15 protein-coding genes are annotated in these 15,516 nt (G+C 61.9%); 4 read left to right on the forward strand and 11 right to left on the reverse strand.

Going from position 1 to position 15,516, the window contains the following annotated elements; genetic code table 11:
• Positions 1–87 precede the first annotated feature (87 nt).
• A complete protein-coding gene (locus OKW41_RS02240) occupies positions 88–873 on the reverse strand; it encodes an SDR family oxidoreductase (protein WP_429571438.1) in 786 nt (261 codons plus the stop codon).
• A gap of 312 nt (positions 874–1,185) precedes the next feature.
• Between OKW41_RS02240 and OKW41_RS02245 the strand changes: the two genes are divergently transcribed.
• The 3 genes from OKW41_RS02245 to OKW41_RS02255 all read left to right on the forward strand — a co-directional run bounded on the left by OKW41_RS02245 (position 1,186) and on the right by OKW41_RS02255 (position 4,319).
• Positions 1,186–2,418 (forward strand): ABC transporter substrate-binding protein, encoded by a 1,233-nt coding sequence (locus tag OKW41_RS02245; protein ID WP_429571439.1) that lies wholly within the window; start codon positions 1,186–1,188, stop codon positions 2,416–2,418.
• Positions 2,419–2,580: 162 nt separating this feature from the next.
• Positions 2,581–3,471: a carbohydrate ABC transporter permease gene (locus tag OKW41_RS02250; protein WP_429571440.1), complete on the forward strand. Its 891-nt coding sequence runs from the start codon at positions 2,581–2,583 to the stop codon at positions 3,469–3,471.
• Entirely contained in the window at positions 3,468–4,319 is an 852-nt protein-coding gene (locus OKW41_RS02255) for a carbohydrate ABC transporter permease (protein ID WP_429571441.1), read from the forward strand. Before OKW41_RS02250 ends, OKW41_RS02255 begins: the two co-directional genes overlap by 4 nt.
• A 47-nt stretch (positions 4,320–4,366) precedes the next feature.
• Here the strand turns inward: OKW41_RS02255 and OKW41_RS02260 are convergent, their stop codons facing one another.
• Both OKW41_RS02260 and OKW41_RS02265 read right to left on the reverse strand, forming a co-directional pair.
• Positions 4,367–4,660 carry a DUF1330 domain-containing protein gene (locus tag OKW41_RS02260; protein ID WP_018423759.1) on the reverse strand — a complete coding sequence of 98 codons (294 nt, stop codon included), beginning with the start codon at positions 4,658–4,660 and terminating at the stop codon, positions 4,367–4,369.
• Positions 4,661–4,761: 101 nt separating this feature from the next.
• Entirely contained in the window at positions 4,762–4,908 is a 147-nt protein-coding gene (locus OKW41_RS02265; RefSeq protein ID WP_429444346.1) for a hypothetical protein, read from the reverse strand.
• Positions 4,909–4,992: 84 nt separating this feature from the next.
• On the opposite strand from OKW41_RS02265, the gene OKW41_RS02270 reads away from it, so the two are divergent.
• Positions 4,993–6,144 (forward strand): 6-bladed beta-propeller, encoded by a 1,152-nt coding sequence (locus OKW41_RS02270; RefSeq protein WP_429571442.1) that lies wholly within the window; start codon positions 4,993–4,995, stop codon positions 6,142–6,144.
• A gap of 66 nt (positions 6,145–6,210) precedes the next feature.
• On the opposite strand, the gene OKW41_RS02275 is transcribed toward OKW41_RS02270, so the two are convergent.
• The 8 genes from OKW41_RS02275 to OKW41_RS02310 form a co-directional block, all read right to left on the reverse strand.
• The gene (locus tag OKW41_RS02275; RefSeq protein ID WP_184005106.1) at positions 6,211–6,651 is read right to left on the reverse strand and encodes a hypothetical protein; all 441 of its coding nucleotides are present in this window, start codon (positions 6,649–6,651) and stop codon (positions 6,211–6,213) included.
• Positions 6,652–6,854: 203 nt separating this feature from the next.
• The gene (locus OKW41_RS02280) at positions 6,855–8,561 is read right to left on the reverse strand and encodes a fibronectin type III domain-containing protein (RefSeq protein ID WP_429571443.1); all 1,707 of its coding nucleotides are present in this window, start codon (positions 8,559–8,561) and stop codon (positions 6,855–6,857) included.
• Positions 8,562–8,792: 231 nt separating this feature from the next.
• Positions 8,793–9,017: a hypothetical protein gene (locus OKW41_RS02285; RefSeq protein WP_090807650.1), complete on the reverse strand. Its 225-nt coding sequence runs from the start codon at positions 9,015–9,017 to the stop codon at positions 8,793–8,795.
• A gap of 115 nt (positions 9,018–9,132) precedes the next feature.
• Positions 9,133–9,555, reverse strand: a complete 423-nt coding sequence (locus OKW41_RS02290; RefSeq protein ID WP_429571444.1) for a hypothetical protein — start codon at positions 9,553–9,555, stop codon at positions 9,133–9,135.
• Between the two features lie 29 nt (positions 9,556–9,584).
• The gene (locus tag OKW41_RS02295) at positions 9,585–11,534 is read right to left on the reverse strand and encodes a putative bifunctional diguanylate cyclase/phosphodiesterase (protein WP_429571445.1); all 1,950 of its coding nucleotides are present in this window, start codon (positions 11,532–11,534) and stop codon (positions 9,585–9,587) included.
• Between the two features lie 330 nt (positions 11,535–11,864).
• Positions 11,865–12,806, reverse strand: a complete 942-nt coding sequence (locus tag OKW41_RS02300) for an ABC transporter substrate-binding protein (RefSeq protein ID WP_187616048.1) — start codon at positions 12,804–12,806, stop codon at positions 11,865–11,867.
• Positions 12,807–12,925: 119 nt separating this feature from the next.
• Positions 12,926–13,954 carry an ABC transporter permease gene (locus tag OKW41_RS02305; protein WP_429444353.1) on the reverse strand — a complete coding sequence of 343 codons (1,029 nt, stop codon included), beginning with the start codon at positions 13,952–13,954 and terminating at the stop codon, positions 12,926–12,928.
• Between the two features lie 13 nt (positions 13,955–13,967).
• A complete protein-coding gene (locus OKW41_RS02310; RefSeq protein WP_429571446.1) occupies positions 13,968–15,485 on the reverse strand; it encodes a sugar ABC transporter ATP-binding protein in 1,518 nt (505 codons plus the stop codon).
• Positions 15,486–15,516 lie beyond the last annotated feature (31 nt).

The raw sequence follows: 15,516 nt of genomic DNA on the forward strand, positions 1-15,516 counted from the left end.
CCGCTCAGTTGCACTGCTGCCATGCTGTCCTCATTGTCTTGCTGTGTGTTGTATTGCCGGTGCCGTAGTGCACGCGCCGCGCGCGGCTCAGAACGACTCGAGCGTCAACTCCTGCGCCATCAGGCGGTTGCCCGCCATCAAGCCGCCGTCGACCGGCAACGCGACGCCGGTGATCACGCGCGCTTGCGGCGATGCGAGGAACAGCACCGCATCGGCGATGTCGTCGGGCGTCGCGAAGTCGCGCAACGGGTACCACTTCTTCAGTTCCTCGAACACCTGCGGATTCTTCTCGACACGCGCCTGCCACGCCTGCGTCTTCACAGTGCCCGGACACACGATGTTCGCGCGAATGCCAAAGCGGCCCAGCTCGATCGCGAGCGCCTTCGTATAGCTGATCAGGCCGGCCTTCGCGGCGCTATATGCCGGATGACCGAGCGCGGCGAGACCGTTCACCGAGCCGATCAGCACGAGCGCGCCGCGCTGCCGTTCGATCATCGACGCGCGCACCGCCTCTACCGTGTGATACGTGCCGTTCAGATTCAGATGGATGTCGCGCTGCCAGCTTGCCGCGTCGGTGGTCGCGAGCGACGCGCCGAGCGCCGCGCCCGCGTTCGCGACCAGCACGTCGACCGGCCCACGCTGCGCGACCGCCGCGGCCACCGCGTGCTGCACCGCAGCGGCGTCGCCGAGATCGACCGCGACCGGCACGACCTTGTCCGCGCCCTGTTGCGCGCCGAGTCGCGCGCTCAACGATTGCAGCGCGGTCGCGTCGATGTCGAGCGCGAGCACGGTGTCACCCGCCTCGACGAAGCGCTCGCATAACACGCTGCCGATACCGCCGCATGCGCCCGTTACCAATACGACACGATCCATGTGTTCCTCGCTCGTTGGCCTGGCCGTTTCGGCCGTCTTGCCGTCGCCGTCCGCCACCCGGCTCGCGCAGCGCTGTAAATTTCCTACATATTCGGCCCGCGACGACTGCCGGCCATCCCGAAGAGTGGGTTTCTCATCCCGTCGCGCAGTGCAGAATACCCCATGCTTTACAGCATCTTATGCACAAAACGGCCTGAGAAAAAATATCGCAGACCCTACGTGACAAGCTATTTTGCGTCATGTAGGATTTTTTCAAACAATTTACCCAAGGCGGCCGGCGACGGCAGCAAACCACCCCCAGGAGAGAGAAAAATGTCGTTGCATGCCCGTGCTTCCCTCGCGCTAGGCAAAGTCGCCGTGGCGCTCGCGTTTGCAGGTGTCGCCGTCTCGGCCCATGCCGAGACGGTCCGCGTGACGGTCGCTCACTACAGCGACGCGACCGCGCCGTACTTCGAGAAAATGGCCCGCAACTTCGAGAAGGCCAACCCCGGCACGACCATCAAGATCGAAGACGTGAACTGGGACACGCTGCAACAGAAGCTGCAAACGGACATCTCCGGCGGCGCCAACGCGGACCTCGCGATCGTCGGCACGCGCTGGCTCCTCGACTTCGTGAAGGACGACGTCGCCGAGCCGCTCGACGGCTATATGGACGCGAACTTCAAGGCACGCTTCATCGGTCCGTTCCTCGCGCCTGGCCAGATCAACGGCAAGACCTACGGCCTGCCGATCGCCGCTTCCGCGCGCGCGCTGTACTACAACAAGGATTTGCTCGCGAAGGTCGGCTACCCCGACGGCCCGAAGACCTGGAATGAAGTGATCGATGCATCGAAGAAGCTGAAGGCGCAAGGCATCGCCGGCTTCGGTCTGCAAGGCAAGGAAATCGAAACCGACGTCTACTATTACTACGCGCTGTGGACGATGGGCGGCGACGTGGTCGGCAAGGACGGCAAGGCCGCGTTCAGTTCGCCCGCGGGCGTGAAGGCCGCGACGATGTACAAGCAGATGATCGACCAGGGCCTCACGCAACCGGGCGTCACTGGCTATAGCCGCGAGGACGTGCAGAACCTGTTCAAGCAGGGCCGCGTCGCGATGGTGATCTCCGCGCCGTTCCTCGCCAAGCAGATCAAGAAGGAAGCGCCGAACCTGAAGTACGGCATCGATCCGGTGCCGATGGGCACGACGCACGCCACCTACGCGGTCACCGACTCGATCGTGATGTTCAAGAACTCGAAGGCGAAGAAGACCGCGTGGAAGTTCCTCGACTATCTGTTCACGAAGGAACCGCGCGTCGAGTTCACGACGACCGAAGGCTTCCTGCCGACCACGAAGGCCGAAGCGACCGACCCGGCTTTCAACGATCCGGACGTCAAGGCATTCATCGCGTTGCTGCCCACCGCTCACTTCGCGCCGACCGTGACCGGCTGGGAAGACACCGCGAAGGCCGTGACCGACGGGATGCAGGCGATCTACCTGAACAAGGCGCAACCGGCGGAAGCGTTGAATGCGGCCGCTACGCAGGCGAACAAGTCGCTCGGTCACTGATACGCGGCTTTTGCGAACTGGGGACGCGCGGCGCCGCAGCTAAAGCGCCGCGCGTTGCGCCGCGCCACTCCCACATTCGAGCCTATGCAGCACGATGCACCCTCCGGCCCATTCCGTCGTGCCCGCCGCCAGAGAGCGGGCGCGTCTTACGATCGAGCACGCATGAGCCGTTCCATTTCTTCGCGCGCGCAGGCGCCCTGGTTGCTGATTGCGCCGAGCCTCGTGCTCGCGCTGTTCATCATCACCTATCCGATTTTCAACATCGTATGGCAATCGCTGCATGAGGTATCGCGCTTCGGCGCGATCCGCGACTTCACCGGCGCGCAGAACTTCATCAACGTGTTTCAGGACCCGGTGTTTCTCGCTTCGGTACGCCGCACGATCATCTGGACCGTGTGCGTGGTGGGCGGCACGGTGCTGATCTCGGTACCTGTCGCACTGATTCTGAACCAGGACTTTCACGGTCGCGGCGTGGCGCGTACGATCGTGATGCTGCCGTGGTCCGTCTCTTTGACGATGACCGCCGTCGTCTGGCGCTGGGCCTTCAACGACGACTACGGCATGGTCAATGTCACGCTGCAGCGGCTCGGCCTGATCGGTGGGCCGATTCACTGGCTCGCGACGCCCGAGTTCGCGTTCCCCGTCGAAATCGCGGTCGGCATTCTGGTGTCGATTCCGTTCACGGTGACGATTTTTCTTGGCGGCCTGTCTTCGGTCCCAAGCGATATCTACGAAGCCGCGCGTATCGACGGCGCGAGCGCCTGGCAGCAGTTCCGTCAATTGACGATGCCGCTGCTGCGCCCGTTCATCAACATGGCGATCCTGCTGAACGTGATCTACGTGTTCAACTCGTTTCCGATCATCTGGGTGATGACGCAAGGCGGCCCCGACAACAGCACACACATCCTCGTCACTTACCTGTACGAACTCGGCTTCCGGCTCGGACGGCCCGGCGAAGCCGCCGCTGTTTCGCTGATCATGCTCGTGATGCTGTTCGTGTTCTCGATCGCTTATCTACGTCTGCAACGCGCGAAAGAAGGAGTGCCATCATGAGTCTGAGCGCGAAGACGAAACGCTCGCTGTGGTGCTGGATCGCGCTGACGCCGCTCGTGATCGTCATACTGTTTCCGTTCGCGGTGATGTTCTTCACCGCGGTCAAACCGGCCTCGGAGATCTTCGTCTATCCGGCGCGCTGGCTGCCGGTGCAGTGGCAGTGGCGCAATTTCATCGACATGTGGGACGCGGCCAACTTCGGCGTCGCGCTGCGCAACAGCACGATCATCAGTCTCCTGTCCACCGCGCTCGCACTCGCGGTGAGCCTGCCCGCCGCTTACGCGCTCGCGCGCTTCCCCTTTCGCGGACGCGGCCTGTATCGGCAGTTCCTGCTCGTCACGCAGATGCTGTCGCCGATCCTGCTGGTGGTCGGCCTATTCCGGCTCGCGGCGATGATTCCGTGGGGCGACGGCAACCTGGTCGATTCGAGGATCGGCGTGATCGTGTCGTACGCGGCGTTCAATATCGCGTTCGCAGTGTGGATGCTGTCGTCGTACTTTCAGACCGTGCCGCAGGATCTCGAGGAATCCGCGTGGCTCGAAGGCTGCAGCCGCACGCGCGCGGTGTTCAAGGTGTTTCTGCCGCTCGCGGTGCCGGCGATCGTCGTGACCGCCATCTTCACGTTCATCAATGCGTGGAACGAGTTCGCGGTCGTCTATACGCTGATCCGCTCGCCGGAAAACAAGACGCTGACCGTGCAGGTGACCGATATGGTCGCGGGCAAGTACGTGGTCGAATGGCATCTGGTGATGGCCGCGACCTTGTGCGCGACGTTGCCGGTTTCGATCGTGTTTGCGTGGTTGCAGCGTTATATGGTGAAGGGGCTCGCGCTCGGCGCGGTGAAGTGAGTGACTGCGCGGCGCGTGCCGCGCAGTGTTCGCTTGCGGGTCGTGCGTCAGTCGGTGCCGCGCACGATGCGCAGATCGCGTTCGACGCCATCGCCCAATGCGGCCAGCGCCTTCTTGTACTCCTCGCTTTCGTAAGCGGCGACGGCCGCCTCGTACGTCGGGAACTCGATCACGACCGTGCGCTCCTTGAGGCCCTGCTCGCGCGCCTCGTCCGCCACGCCTCGCACGAGGAACTTGCCGCCCGCCGCCGCCACCGCGGCCGGGGCCAGTTGCGCGTATGCGGCCAGTTTCTGCGGATCGTTCGTCTTGCGGTACGACGACACCCAATAACCTTTGCTCATTCGAATCTCCTTGTGTGATGGACCAACGCGGGACTAAAGCGGACCTAAGCAGTCGCGGTCTTACATAGTAGCAAAGCGGGCTGGCTCGCGATGCCGTGCCGTCACCGCACATTCCATCTGACTGTCAGCCGGTTGCGACCCACCACGGCGATGCCGAGCGGTACCGCGGCGCCGCGCGCCGCGACTTGGACAGCATCTGCCACCACCAGCACGTGATCGCGCATAACGGGAAGCGTCTCTTTCAGCATCGCCAAAACGATTTAGCCATTAAACGTTTTGTGCACTAGGCTTGCCTTTGCACACTTCAAGCGATGGACCAAAGGAGACAACGAATGAGCGAGCGATACGAGTCGTTTTGTGCATGCTGCGGCGGTCCCGAGCAACGGGCGATGAGCCGCCGGACTTTCATGAGCCTGCTTGCGGGGAGCGCCGCCGGACTCGCCATGCCGTCCGCGTTCGCCGCGGACACACCCGCCGCGCCCACGATTGCTTACGACTCGATTGCCAAGCCCGTACGTTTGCCGAACGACAGGTACTTCGGCGAATGCTCGGGCGTCGCGCTCAATTCGCATGGCCATATCTTCGTGCTGTCGCGCGGCAACACCACCGGCCCCGCATATGGCGCGGCCGCCGCGCAATTGCTCGAGTTCGCGCCCGATGGACGCTTCGTGCGCGAGATCGGCCACAACCTGTATGCGTGGTCGTTCGCGCACACGGTGAAGGTGGACCGGCACGACAACATCTGGGTCACCGACAAGGGCTCGGACATGGTGATCAAGTTCACGCCGGAAGGACGCGTCGCGATGGTGTTCGGCCGCAAGCAGGAAGCATCGGACGAGGAGACCGCGCCGCTCAAGCATCCGAATCCGCCGCTGCCGTCCGAACCCGGACGCTTTCGCCAGGTGACCGACGTCGCGTGGGACAAGATGGGCAACACCTATATCAGCGACGGATACATCAACTCGCGCGTCGCGAAGGTCGATCGCGACGGCAACTGGCTGAAGTCATGGGGCGATCGCGGCACGGGACCGGGGCAGTTCCATACGCCGCATAGCATCGCGGTCGATGCGCACGACCACGTTTATGTGGCCGATCGCAGCAACCGGCGCATCCAGGTGTTCGATACCGAGGGCACGTTCCTGCGCCAGTTCACGATCGACGTACCGGTGCCGCCGGACGCGCGCCCCGCGATCGGCAACATGCCGAGCGAAGCGGACCTCGCCGCGGGCACGTTCGCGCCGGGCTCGCCTTGGGCGATCTGCATCTCGCCGGGACCGAATCAGGTGCTCTATAGCGCCGACGCGTTTCCGGGCCGCATCTACAAGATGACGCTCGACGGCAAAGTGCTCGGTGTACTCGGCAAAGCGGGCAAACAGCCGAAACAGTTCGGCTGGATTCACGAGATGGCGTGTCCTTCGGAAAACGTATTATTCGTTGCCGAGTTGCTGAACTGGCGTATTCAGAAACTGGTTCTGCATGCGTGATGGACGAGGGCCGCCGCGTTCGTCTGTGATGCGGACGCGGACCGGCCCTGTCGATGTCAAGCCGTCTCAGTCGTAACGACGATGCTTGTGATGGTGCTTGCCCGATTGGTAGCCGCGGGAGTAGTCGTTGGCATACGAGTTCGAGCGCGAGACGTTGCCGCCGAGCGCCGAACCCGCGCCGCCGCCGAGCGCCGCGCCGACGAGGCCGCCGGTGCGGCCGCCCATCGCGTTGCCGGCCGCGGTGCCCGCCCCGCCACCGAGCGCGCCGCCGATGATCGCGCCGGTGCGTTCGCGACGATTCGACGTGACCGCGCCGCCCGCCCCGCCGCCCACTGCGCCGCCGATCACCGCGCCGGTGCTGCCGCCCACCGCGCCGCCGACTGCCGCGCCGGCCACGCCACCGAGCGCGCCACCGAGCATGTTGTTCATATCACCGGCGAGTGCCGGCAACGACGCCGCGGCGCTCAATGCAGCCACGGCAACCATCTGGATGATCTTCTTGGACATATCGGGTCTTTGTTTTAGTGAGACGGCGCCGAGTATAGCGGGGCTTTCAAAAGGCCTTTGTAACCACGACAGTCCGTGGCGGTAAGACGTGTAACAAAATGAATGGGGCATTGTTTTTTGCGGTGACCGTGAAAAAACAAGGGCCGCTCGTGACGAGCGGCCCCTGGAAATTGAATGCCAATCAGTGAATCAAATCTATCCTTCTACCCGCGCCGCTTCTTCTTCAATGCGATCGTCTCGAACAGATCATATTCCGGTGTCGGCGTCTGATCCGCGCCCGGCGCATGGTAGTAGTTCATCGTGATCGTGGTGTCGCCGCCGGGCTGCCCCGGATCGTAGTCGAACACCGCGATGCCGTAGCCGGTGCCGGTGTCGCGTTGGGCGGACCAGATCGCGTCTTCGACCGCGTCGGCGCTCGCGCGCACGAACGTGCCCGCGGTCGTCGACGGCACCGGGCGATTCGGCTTCGTGAAGATGCGCGCCTGCGGCAGTCCTGTGCCGGTATCGACGCCATACACGTCGAGCGGCGCGCTCGTGCCGCCGCCGCCGAGAATCAGATGGATCGTGCCGTGGCTCGTATCGAACGTCGATGCACCCGCCGATACCGCCGACATGATCGGCTTGGGCTGCAACGTATCGACCGGACGCCCCGTCGCGATGTCGGTGCCCTTGTTGTGATTGCAACCGCGCACCGGATAGCTGCGCTCGTAGTCGTGATCGTGACCGCACAGCACGAGATCCACGCCATAGCGATCGAACAGCGGCAGCCACGCTTCGCGAATGCCCTTGTCGGAACCGTTGCCGGTCTTCGACGAACTGAGCGCGTCCTGATGCATCTGCACGATGATCCAGTCCACGTCGTTATCGTGCGACGCATGCTGCAGCACTTTTTCGAGCCAGCGTGTCTGCTCGCCATTGCTATAGCCGCGCACGTACAGCGACGTGCCCGCCGGAATCGGCGGATTGCCGGTACTCGCGACCGGCGTCAGCGGCGCGGGCCCGGCGACGAAAGCGGCGGCATCCTGATAGACGACGTCGTCCGCATCGAGCGAAATGAACAGCACCGAGCCGACGCGGAAGCGGTACCAGCGGCCCGGAAAACGCGTGTGATTATCGGGCAGCACGTAGCGCGACAGATACGACGCAAGGCCCTGCTCGCCGTTGTTGAATTCGAGCTCGTGATTGCCTGGACACGGCATCCACGGCCGGTTCGACGCCGACGTCTGCGCGTTGTTGCCGAAGTCGCGCCACACCTCGGGCTGCTGCGTCGGATTCAGATTCGCATAGCAGAGGTCGCCGTTCAGCAGATGGAAGAGCGGCTGAAAGCGCTCGACGGCCGCCACCGCGAAGCGGCTTTGCGGCGACGACAGCACCCAGTTCGTATTCGGCGTCGCGAGATCGCCGTAGCTCGTCCAGCGAAACGGCGCGCGGCCGCGCGGCGCGGTACGAAAACTCGCGGTGAAGGGTTGCGCTGCATTACCGTCGTTATCGGCCGTCACTTCGTACTGATAGCTCGTGTCGGCCTTCAACTCGCGCACGCGCGCGTGATAGTTGAATACGACCTCGCCGTTGATGCCGTCGGTGTACGTGCTTTGCACCGCGTGCACCGTATGTTTCGCGTGGTCCCCGTTATTGGCGCCGCTTATGCGCACCTGCGGATTGACCGCGGGCGCGAGCGACGACCACGACACGGTAATTTCGCTCGTCGGGTCGCTGCCCCAGGTCAGATGGATCTGTTCGGGCGTGCCATCGGGTGTGCCGCTATTGGCGCCGCGCGCGGTCGATGCGAGCGCGCCCGCCGCCGTCGCGAGACTCGATGCGCCGGCGAACTTCAGAAAGCCGCGACGCGAGACGATCGATGCGCCGTGCTCATCGGCAGGCATTGTCTTGACGATTTTTCTGTTCGACATGTCCGATATGGTTGTTCAGGTGGAAGAATGCCAGCGCAAAACAACGCCCCGCGGGGCGAGCGCGGACGGAAAGTGACGGACGATCGTAGCCGGACGGCGATGACAGCCCGATGAAACATCGGGCGAATAGCGGAAGGAGGGTTCGATATCGAAAGGTTTATAAAGACAAATTGCCGGTGCAGCGCGTAATTCGATCGCGCGCATGCAACCGGCAATCCGCTTGACGTCCGTTCAGGTCTGGGAGCTTGTATCGTCCGCGGCCTGAGCGTTGTCGGCGTCGTCCTGCTTCTCTTCTTCTTTCTTTTCCACCAGCGATTCCAGCTTTCCAGCGCCTTCGAAACCGGCGATAGCGGCCACGCCTTTGGTCAGCAGACCCGCTTGTGGATCGACTTTCTCAGCGGCTTCAACGGCGGCAACCGCACCGGCAATCTTGCCCACTTCGTCCAGAAGTCCCATGTCGCACTCCCACAAAAATAAATGAAGCTGCATCGTCTCACGAACTTTATGGCATGTCGTCAAATGTTACATCGCTTAACGACGAAGCTTTCTGAGTGAAATTTAAACGCCTGCCTCACACGCCCGCGGGCGGCTGCGGATTGTTCCCGGGATTCGTGTCGTACCTCGAAACGCGAAGAATACCGTTCGCGTCGATCAGCTTCGACAAGCCGGCCTCGAGGGCATCGGCGACGTCCTTGTCATACACTTCGTCGCCATTCACATGGAGCGTGAACGACTGCAAGTACTTCGCTTTCTTCTCCGGGTTCTCGATGGTTTGCCGTGTCCATTGATAAAGCGGGTAGTTCTCGATGCCCATTCTCTCCGCTTCGCTCACGTAGTCGGCGAATGCATCGAACTGGCATTTGAGCGTTGCGTGATGCGTTTGCAAAATGGCACGTAGCGCTGGATGCGCGGCGCACGAAGGGTCCGCGCGCAGCGAGTTGGCGAGTTCCATCGACGCGGTGATTCGCAGTTGAAATTGCAAGGGAGACGACATCACGACCTCGATCGCATCGGTAACGGATATCAAAAGTCCGCAGGCGCGGCCTTGTCGGCGACACGCGCGTCGAGCACCGCTTCGCACTGCTCGATTTCTTCGTTGCACATTGGCTTGCCGAGCAGATAACCCTGCGCATGGGTGCAACCGCAAACGCGCACGAAATTGAGCTGCTCCTGGGTTTCGATGCCCTCGGCCGTGGTCGGCATGCCGATCTCGCGCGCCAGCGCGACGATGCCGCGCACCACGGCCGCCGATTCGCGCCCATGCACGGACTCGCGGACGAACGAACTGTCGATCTTCAGCTTGTCGAACGAGAAGCGCACAAGCGTGGACATCGTCGAAAAGCCGGTGCCGAAGTCGTCGAGCGCCAGCCCGATACCCAATGCGCGCAATCTGGTGATATTGCGGCGAGTCACTTCGTCGTCGTTCAGCAGTGCCGTTTCCGTGACCTCGAGATTGAGCCGCGTCGGCGGCAGCCTCGTTTTCCGAAGTATTGCCGTCACCGTCGATGCGAACGATTCCTCGCGCAATTGCACCGGCGATACATTGACCGCGACGATCACCTTGTCGCGCCACGCCGACGCCGCCATGCACGATTGCAGCAGCACCCATTCACCCAATGCGAGGATCAGGCCGGTGCGCTCGGCGGTCGGAATGAACGCGGACGGCGACAACTCGCCGCGCGTCGGATGGGCCCAGCGAATCAGCGCCTCGCGGCCCGCTACCGCGCCGGTATGCAGATCGACGATCGGCTGATACTCCATGCGCAAACCATTGAACGACTTCAGCGCGCCTTCGAGGTCGCTGCGCAGCAGGCTCAGGCTTTCGTCGGATACGTGCTTCTCGGCATCGAAAATCGCGAACGCGCTTTTGCCGCTGCGCTTGACGCCGTACAACGCGCGGTCCGCGCAGATCAGCAATTGCGGACCCGTTTTCGCATGTTCGGGATAGAGCGCGATGCCGACGCTCGCGCCGATATGCACGAGCGCTTCGCTCAACACGAACGGCCGCGCCAGCGTTCTGACGATGCGATCGGCCAGCACGCGCACGTCGCGAAGCTGCCCGGCGTCGTCCGAAATCGCGACGAACTCGTCGCCTGCCAGGCGGCCAACGTGGTCGCCGCTCGGCAGCAGATCGCACAAACGGGAGGCCGCTTCCTGCAGAATCTGATCGCCGGCGGCATGACCGAGACTGTCGTTGATCGCCTTGAAGCCGTCGAGGTCGATCAGCAGCACCGCGAACGCCTCGCCCTGCCGCGTCGAACTCTCGCCGGTGCGTTCGATCAGCAACTCGTTGATACGCGCGCGATTCGGCAAACCGGTCAGGCTGTCCTGGCGCGCGAGGCGATGACTGTTTTCCCGTGCGAGCAGCAACGCAACGGTGTCGCGATTACTGCGCAGCGCGACCGTGAAGAAGCCGGCCGCGCAAAACGGAGCCTGAAATAGCAGCACGAGCTTGCCATTGCCCGGCGACATCGCCGCGCCGACACTCAGAAAGCTGAGAATAAAAACGATCTGCAATAACGCAAGCCGCGGCGTGCCCGCATTGCGTCCGGCCAATCCGCCGATCACACCGACCGCACAAACGTTTCCAAGCAGAAAAAGCGTGGGACTTCCGCTGATGTTGCACAGGAATGTGCCAAACCCGAATAACGCGCTCCACAACAGACTCGCGAAAATAAACGCGGAAGTCGGCGTGGGCAGCCCAAGGGCTGCCCGCGTGCGGCATAACCAGATCAGCGTGAGCCGCGCGATCAGCAATGCGACGACCGCAATACCCCACGCGGCATATAGAGGAATCGGATAAAGATAATACGCGATTGCGCAAACGCTGATTTCGCAAATCGACGCGAAAACGATCGATGCGGTTCGCGTGAACAGGTTGGCAAGCAGGATCTGCCGGTTGTCCGGACTCAGGTTCTGAGCCGAGGACGCGACCCACTTGAAAAATGGAGACCTTGGTTCGGTAAAAGCCATGACCTGCGCATTCGACGGTGGGTGGGTCCGAATCGGCATGCGAATGGACGGCTCGTGCAGCGATTACATAAACATAAAGTATCAGATTAATGCATGCAATGGCGTGAAATGACCGGCGGCCGTGGATCAAAAGCACTGCATGAGCGCGAATCCCGACTTGCTCGACGGAGTACGAGCGTTCGGATTACATGTTGTTGCGGCGCAACGGACCGCTCGATATAGCGCGGTTCCGAAGTTGCGGAACGGCGATAAAAAAGAGGAAGAGCGTGGCTCTCCCTCTTTGATGATTGTCGCAGCCTCGGCTTCCCGAGTCGCGATCGCCGGCCTCGCTTAGTCGTACAGCACGGCTGCGATCTTCGGATCGTTTATGTTGGTCTTGTCGTACCAGTAAAAACCGGTGTCGATCTTCTTCGGCAGCTTCTCGCCGTGCAGCGCCTTGACCGCCGAGTCGACCGTGCATTTGCCGATACCGACCGGATTCTGCGTAATCGCGCCGGCCATCAAGCCCGACATGATGTTCTCCTTCTGCTCCTTGCCGGAGTCGAAGCCGATCAGCACGAGTTTCTTGCCCGATTCCTTGACGCCGATCGCCGCGCCTTCCGCGGAACCTTCGTTTGCACCGAAGATACCCTTCAGGTTCGGATTCGCCTGGATCATGGTCTTGGCGATTTCCGCGGACTTCAGGTGATCGCCGGCGCCGTATTGCACGGACACGATCTTGATGTTGGGATGCTTCGACTTGATCTGATTGACGAAACCGTCGCGGCGATCGACACCGGTGCGGCTCGTCTGGTCGTGCACGATCACGCCGACTTCGCCGGAATTGCCGATCAGCGCGGCCATCTTGTCGGCGGCGAGCGCGGCGGCGGCGACGTTGTCCGTCGAGCAGGTCGTCAACGGAATATCGCTATCGACGCCCGAGTCGAATGCAATCACCGGAATCTTGTCGTTCTGGGCGCGCTTGAGCAAGGGGATGGCCGCCTTACTGTCGAGCGCCGCGATGCCGAGCGCCTGCGGCTTCTTCGCGAGCGCGGCCGACAGCATGTCGATCTGCTTATCGACCATCGCTTCCGTTTCCGGTCCCTCGAACGTGATCCTGACGTTGTTCGCTTTCGCGGACTGCTCGGCGCCCGATTTGACGGCTTGCCAGAACTGATGCTGGAAGCCTTTCGAAATAAGCGGAATATACGGCTCGTCCGCATACGCGAGACTACTTCCGCCGACGAGCGCACCGACACCGACCACGATACCGATTAGTCTTCTCTTCAACATGGGGCCTCCTCCAATGGTTGGGCTATCAAGCCGCTATCGAGCTTTCGAGGGAGCCTTCACGTGCCCTCTCTCTCCTGCTCCTGTGTTCCCTGCTTATTTGCTGCTTCCTTGCTCCTGCGTCAACTTCTCCGGCTGCGTCGCAGGATGTCCGCATACACCGCCAGAATGATGATCAAACCGGTCACGACGATCTGCCACTCCTGCGCGACCGACATGATGCGCAGTCCGTTGGTCAGCACGCTCATGATGAAAGCGCCGATGATGGTGCCGAGTATCGTTCCCGAACCGCCGCTCAACGACGTGCCGCCGATCACGACCGCCGCGATCGCATCGAGCTCGTAGCCTTGACCGAGCGCCGGCTGCGCCGAATTGAGCCGCGACGCGATCAGCAGACCCGCGATGCCGCAGATAGCGCCGCCCACGCCGTAAATCGCGATCTTCCAGCGATCGACATTGACGCCCGAGAGCCGCACCGCTTCTTCATTGCTGCCGAGTGCGAACGTATAGCGGCCGAGCGCGGTGCGATTGAGCGTAATAGAACTGACGATCGCGAGAAAGAACAGGATCAGTACCGCATTCGGAATCGGCACGCCCGGCAGGAAATAGCCGATCAGCGAGTCCTGAGAAATACGGTAGAAGTTCTCGGTATCGGTGAAATAGATCGGCTTGTCCGCCGACACGACGAGTGAAAGACCTTTGAGCAGCATCATCATGCCGAGCGTCGCGATGAATGGCGGGATCTTCATTTTGGCGGTCAGCGTGCCCGATACCGTGCCGCATACCGCGCCCGTCGCGAGTGCCGCGAGCACGCCCATCCACATCGGCAGATGCCAGTACGTGAGAAACACTCCGCAAATCACGGCGGTAAATGTCATCAACGTACCGACTGACAGATCGATGCCGCCCGTAATGATCACGAACGTGGCGGCGATCGCCAGCACGCCGTTCACAGCTGTCGCCTGAAAAATGCCGAGGATGTTGTCCATCTGCATGAAGGCCGGCGACGCGAAGCTAAAGAACACCAGCAGCAGGATGAGGCTCGCGAACGCGAGCATCTTTTGCACGGCGGTCGGCGCGAAAATTCGGGCTTTCAGCCCGGAAGTGCGCCTTTCGTTGTCCAGCGCCGCGGTATCCGTTCGCAATGTCATGTCGTAGACCTCTTCAGGCTTGTACCGTTTTCAGGGTTTCGCGCAGCGTCGCGAGATGCATGATGCGCTCCTGCGTCGCTTCGCTGGCGGACAGCTCGCCGGTAATGCGGCCTTCGCACATCACGACGATGCGGTCGCTCATTCGCAGAACTTCCGGCAGCTCGGACGAGATCATCACGATCGCCTTGCCTTGCGCCGCCAGCGAGCGCAGCAGCTTGTAGATTTCGCTTTTCGCGCCGACGTCGATGCCGCGCGTCGGTTCATCGAAGAACAGTACGTCGCAATCGCGCTCGAGCCATTTCGCGATCACGATCTTCTGTTGATTGCCGCCCGACAGGAGCCGCACCTGCTGCGTCGCCGAAGGCGTGCGAATCGCAAGCAGCTTGATGAAGTGCTGCGCTCTTTTGCGAATCTGCCCGCGGCGCAGAAACATATTGATTGACAGGAACTTGCCGAGATCGGCCATCACGATGTTCGATTCGACATCCATTCCCGTAGCGAGACCGAAGCGCTTGCGATCTTCGGACAGGTAGCCGATGCCGCGCTTGACCGCATCACTGGGCCTCTTGATCCACGCCTTCACGCCTTTCACGAGAATCTCCCCCGATTCGACCGGATCGGCGCCGAACACCGCGCGCGCGACCTCCGTGCGGCCCGCGCCCATCAAGCCTGCGAAACCGAGTATTTCGCCCTTGCGCAATTCGAAACTGACGTCGCGCACGAGCGGACCCGCGACGAGATTTCTCACTTCGAGCGCGAGTTCGCCTTTCACCGGCGCGCTCTCGATCGGCGTCACGTCGCCCAGCGCGCGTCCGACCATCATGCCGATGATCGTCTCGACGCTGGTGCCCTCGGTCGGCACGGTGGCCACATACTCACCGTCGCGCATCACGGTCACGCGATCGGTGATCTGCTTCAACTCGTCCATCTTGTGCGAGATATAGACGACGCCGACGCCGCGCTCTCTCAATTGACGGATGATCCGGAACAGCTCGGCGATCTCGGCATCGTTGAGCGCGGACGTGGGTTCGTCCATGATCAGCACGCGCGAATCGAAAGACAGTGCTTTCGCGATCTCGACCATCTGCTGACTCGCGACGGTCAGCGTGCCGACCATCGTGCGCGGATCGAGTTTCACGTGCATGCGGGCGAGGATCTCGCTTGCCTGTGCATTCAGTTTGTCTTCATCGAGGAACAGACCCAGACCCTTGCGCGGCTCACGGCCGATAAAGATGTTCTGCGCGATGCTCAGATGATTCATCAGTTGCAGTTCCTGATGAATGATGCCGATGCCGACAGCTTGCGCGTCGCGCGGACCTTGAAAATCGACGGGCTTGCCGTCGAAGAGAATTTCGCCGGAATCGCGCGTATAGACGCCGGCGAGAATTTTCATCAGCGTCGACTTGCCCGCGCCGTTCTCGCCCATCAGCGCATGGACCTCGCCGGCCATGAGTTCGAACCGGACGTCATGAAGCGCTCTTACGCCCGGAAAGCTCTTGCAAAGATTGTTGACGGAAATGAGTGGGTTCATGTGCTGATCTGTCGACGGCTGCCTATATCAC

Origin of the sequence: Paraburkholderia sp. UCT70, assembly GCF_050434085.1 — a bacterium.
GTDB lineage: Bacteria > Pseudomonadota > Gammaproteobacteria > Burkholderiales > Burkholderiaceae > Paraburkholderia > Paraburkholderia tuberum.